5 protein-coding genes, 1 pseudogene and 1 riboswitch are annotated in these 4,101 nt (G+C 58.8%); of the genes and pseudogenes, 4 read left to right on the forward strand and 2 right to left on the reverse strand.

The annotated features are described in order from the left end of the window. Positions 1-201, reverse strand: a 201-nt coding sequence (locus tag ACLHHB_RS03990; RefSeq protein WP_410216993.1) for a transposase, incomplete at its 3' end; no start/stop codon positions are given. Between the two features lie 164 nt (positions 202-365). Here ACLHHB_RS03990 and ACLHHB_RS03995 point away from each other — a divergent pair. Continuing rightward, the gene (locus tag ACLHHB_RS03995) at positions 366-1,430 is read left to right on the forward strand and encodes a LacI family DNA-binding transcriptional regulator (protein ID WP_410216994.1); all 1,065 of its coding nucleotides are present in this window, start codon (positions 366-368) and stop codon (positions 1,428-1,430) included. Between the two features lie 33 nt (positions 1,431-1,463). Here the strand turns inward: ACLHHB_RS03995 and ACLHHB_RS04000 are convergent, their stop codons facing one another. Continuing rightward, the gene (locus tag ACLHHB_RS04000; RefSeq protein ID WP_410216995.1) at positions 1,464-2,474 is read right to left on the reverse strand and encodes a Gfo/Idh/MocA family protein; all 1,011 of its coding nucleotides are present in this window, start codon (positions 2,472-2,474) and stop codon (positions 1,464-1,466) included. A 218-nt stretch (positions 2,475-2,692) separates the two neighbouring features. On the opposite strand from ACLHHB_RS04000, the gene ACLHHB_RS04005 reads away from it, so the two are divergent. The 3 genes and pseudogenes from ACLHHB_RS04005 to ACLHHB_RS04015 all read left to right on the forward strand — a co-directional run. Further along, positions 2,693-2,980 carry a Dabb family protein gene (locus ACLHHB_RS04005; RefSeq protein WP_410216997.1) on the forward strand — a complete coding sequence of 96 codons (288 nt, stop codon included), beginning with the start codon at positions 2,693-2,695 and terminating at the stop codon, positions 2,978-2,980. A gap of 155 nt (positions 2,981-3,135) precedes the next feature. Next, positions 3,136-3,245: riboswitch (TPP riboswitch) on the forward strand. Beyond that, the gene (locus ACLHHB_RS04010; protein ID WP_410216996.1) at positions 3,236-3,847 is read left to right on the forward strand and encodes a YkoF family thiamine/hydroxymethylpyrimidine-binding protein; all 612 of its coding nucleotides are present in this window, start codon (positions 3,236-3,238) and stop codon (positions 3,845-3,847) included. (Overlaps the previous riboswitch by 10 nt.) A gap of 21 nt (positions 3,848-3,868) precedes the next feature. Continuing rightward, a pseudogene (locus tag ACLHHB_RS04015) lies at positions 3,869-4,101 on the forward strand (ABC transporter permease); the annotation flags it as partial.

Genomic DNA, 4,101 nt, shown 5'->3' on the forward strand with positions numbered 1-4,101 from the left:
CCTGTTGTACAGGGTCTTGTGGGGGCCATGGACTGCTGGCGCATCCTGCCACCGAAGACCGTATCGCCTGACGTAGATGATGCCGCTCAGAACCTTGCAGTCGTCGGATCGGGGGCGCCTTCGGACCTTGGGAAAGAACGGCTGAATGCGTCGCATCTGCTGTGGGCTCAGCCAGAAGTGTTTCTGCTCTCTGTTGCTCATGGCCTGCTTATTTGCCTCAACCGGCTGCACAACAACGCAAATTTATAGGGACTGATCCTAGTCGAGTTGCGGCGAAAGCTGCGGGTGCTATGGTGGGGGAAGGCTGGCACAAGGGCTGAGCCATCTCGGAGCCCGTGAAGATGGCACACAAAGGTCAAACGCAGATGACCTTTCACCGTGGCACTGCTGCGGAGGACGGGACTATAGTGGCTCCGAGACGGCTCCAAGGGCCGACACTCCGCGATGTTGCAACTGCGGCAGGTGTTTCCGTTGCTGCGGTGTCCAAAGCCCTGAACCAGCGTGGAGGGGTGAGCGCCCGAAGCCGACAGCATGTCCTGAAAGCTGCTGAGGAACTTGGCTATCTCGACCGCAGTGCGAAAGGGCAACTTGGACAGATCAGTTGCGCGGCCTTGATCACACTTGGACGGATGGTCAGCAACGATGCTGTCTATCATGGGATAGTCGAAGGCATTCTTCAGCAGGCCGAGGCAAAGGGCATCAAGATCATCGCCCAGATGGTCGATGAAGAGCCGCAGCCTCGGACGCCCGATCTACCGTCCGAGGCCGACGCCGCGATCATGATGGGTATTGACTACCCGCAGCTTCTGACAAAGGTCACCGCTTCAGGGCTGCCCGCCATCATTGTCAACGGCATGGACCGTCGGATGCTCATTCCAAGTGTGTCACCCGACTATTGCTTTGGCGGATGGGCCGCGACTCGGCATCTCATTGACCTCGGGCACCGTGAAATCGTGCACGTCACGCATGGGTACCGCGAGTCAATCCGCCGCCAGCTGGAAGGCTTCTGTGATGCGCTGGCAGAGGCGGGCATCGTATACGATCCCGACATCCAGTTGCTGGATCTTGGCTCGCCGGCTCGCTTTGGGATCGAAGCGAGAGGCGTGGTTGAAGAATATCTGAAGCGATGCAGCCGGCGACCCACAGCTTTCGTCTGCGTATCCGATGCGGTTGCACTTGGTGCGGTCCAAGCGATCCAGAACTGCGGCCTGTCGGTACCTGATGACATCTCGGTCGTCGGATTTGACGGTCTTCCTATCGGAGCGCATTCCTTCTCTTCACTCACCAGCATGCATGTTGACCAGCGCCATCTGGGCACGAACGCGATCGATATCCTGATCGAGTTTGCCGCAAACGGCGGCCCGGTTCGCCGCATCGGCCTCGGAGTCGAACTCGTCGTCAGGCAGTCGATCAGCACGCTTGCAGCCTGATCAAACAGCCTTGGCACTGACGAAGCGCGCCTCCTAGTTGTGCTCGGCCTCTCTCCGATAAGAGATCAACTGGTCGATGACCTCCCGCGTCTTGATCAGATCAGACAGATCAACCATCAGCGGGATTTTCCCTTCCAGCGCGTCCAGAAATGCTGTGAGAAGCGCGAGATGGTCGGCATGATCGAACGCCATGGGATCGGCCTCGCCCCCGCTGCTTCCCGCATCCAGCGAAGCCTCAGAACGACCGTTGTGGTAGAAGACTTGCAGGCTCTGCCCGTCGAGGCGGATCGTTGCGTGTTCAAAGATCAGGGCCACCGTCTCGGGCAGTCCCGGATAGCAGGCGGTCGTCGCCATGATGGTGCCGGGAGCGGCATCCGGGCCAAACTCTGCCAGCGCGCAGACCATGTCCTCTGCTTCCATGGAATGAAGCGGACTTGTGCCCACCTGCGCAGCCTTGATCTTTACCTCCCCGCAGAGTGCCCGCAGCACGTCCAGCGTGTGGATCGCCTGTGTCAGAAGCACGCCCCCGCCGTCGCGGGCCAAACTGCCCCGCCCCTGCTCGTTGTAGTAGGATTGGGGCCGCCACCAAGGGATGAGGCAGTTCGCGCCGCAGAGCCTGCCCAGGCTCTGCGAAGCGATGATCGCGCCAGCCGCACGCACCGTTGGCCTGAACCGGTGCTGTAAGACCGGAGCAGCCAGCAGCCCCTTTGCAGCAGCGATATCGGCCAAAAACCGGGTGTCATCCGTGATCAACCCCGCCGGTTTCTCGATGAGGAGGTGCTTGCCAGCCGACAAAATGCGTTCGCCCAGACTGCGATGACTGTCCGGAGGGGTCAGCAGGATGACGGCATCTACGGAAGGATCTAAAATCGCACCATCCAGATCATCAGTCGCCCCGAAACCATAATGCTTCTGAAACGCATCCCGGCGCGCAGCGCTTCGCGTTACGACATGAGAAAGTTCCGCCCGGTGCTCAAGCGCCGCCAAGCTGGCCATATGAGGGCCGATGGCCATTCCGACGCCGATGATGACAAGTTTCTTCAATTGCTTTCCCCTGATAGGCAGCTGGATAGGAAGGACTTGAAGAGAAGGACAAATGCCAAAGATGCCGCTTTAGTTGACACTGCAAACATGACACACCCAATGCTGTGATGTTTGCCAAAATGTACAGGCTCACTTATCGGGCTCACTGTTATGCGCCAATCGATAACCAACTGGCCACAGGCTTCACAGGAGAAGTCATGATTTGACATATCGTACTCATCAAGTTCAAGCCTGATACAGGCGATACCGAAATTGCTGAAATCTTCTTTAAGCTGTCTTCGTTAACCGAAGGGCTCCACGGGGCGCATGGTTTCACCGGAGGGCGCTCAAGAAGTCCTGAGCAAATAGAGCGAGGATACCTGTACGCCTTCGTCGTCGATTTCGACGGTTGGCCGGATTTGAAAGCTTATGCCGATCACCCTGAGCATCAGACACTTAGCTCACAAATCATCGATTGCGCTATTGGTGGAATGGACGGCATCATCATGCTCGACTTGGAAGTTTAGCGGTTGATTTCTGCCCGGAACGGAGCCGGTCAGGCAATCTACCAGCCAATCGAAGGACCGAGATGCCGCTCTTTCTCAAGGTCGTTTCACAGACTGCAGATGACCTGTTATAGGACAGACGTTGACAGTGACTGCATCCCTCTTCATGTTTCCGCGCATGTCATCGGGGGTGCTCCGGATCTGGGGCTGAGATGCGCGACAGCCGCGCGAACCCTTCACAGCTGATCCGGGTAATGCCGGCGGAGCGAGGTTACCATGTTCATTGGCGCGCAAGTGTCGCTTTATCCCATGACATCGGATTTTGTCGGGGTTATTCTCTCCAGTCTTGAAGCCCTTCACCCTTACCGGGAAAGGCTCCGCATCGAGACCGACGACATCTCGACCCTGATGGTTGGCGCGCCAGAGCCGCTGTTCGGTGCACTGCGCGACCTTTTTGCTCGCGCGGCGCAGGATCCGGCGCATGTGACGATGCATGCGACCATCTCGCGCGGCTGCCCTGGAGAACCGGACGATCCGACGTGCCGCTGCGAGACATTGAGCCGTGCCCAGGACCAGACACTGTCCGACAGGCAGGCACTGGCGCTGCAGGCGGTGCGGGAGGCGCCGGTTCTGGGTGTTTCGATCGATGTGCAGTTCTCGCTTTATGTGTTGGGGCAGGATCGGCACATGGACGAGATCTATGGATGCATCGATTTCCTGAAGAACTCCGGCACCTTCCTCAAGTCCAAGAACTTTTGTACCCGTCTGCGCGGCGATGCAGGCGCAGTCTTCGAGACCCTGCGGCAGGCTTTCCTGCGCTTCGGTCCCGCCGAGGGGCATGTGACCATTGATCTGACGGCATCAGCGAACAGCCCCAGTACGCGTTGATCCTGCGGACAGGTCATCATCATGCTGTCGCGCGTCCTGCCGCCGCTCATTCTGGCCGCCTGCCTTCTGGCAGGGTGGGAAGCCTATTGCCACTTAGCAGAAGTGTCGCCCATGATCTTGCCGGCCCCTTCCGGCGTGATCCGAGCGCTGGTCCTGAACGGCGCCGAGATCGGCGGTCATGCCCTGTCCACCCTGTCGGTGGCGACACTGGGCTTTTCGCTTTCCATCTGCTTTGCCTTCGCAACATCAGTGGC

Origin of the sequence: Paracoccus sp. (in: a-proteobacteria), assembly GCF_046462195.1 — a bacterium.
Taxonomy (GTDB): domain Bacteria; phylum Pseudomonadota; class Alphaproteobacteria; order Rhodobacterales; family Rhodobacteraceae; genus Paracoccus.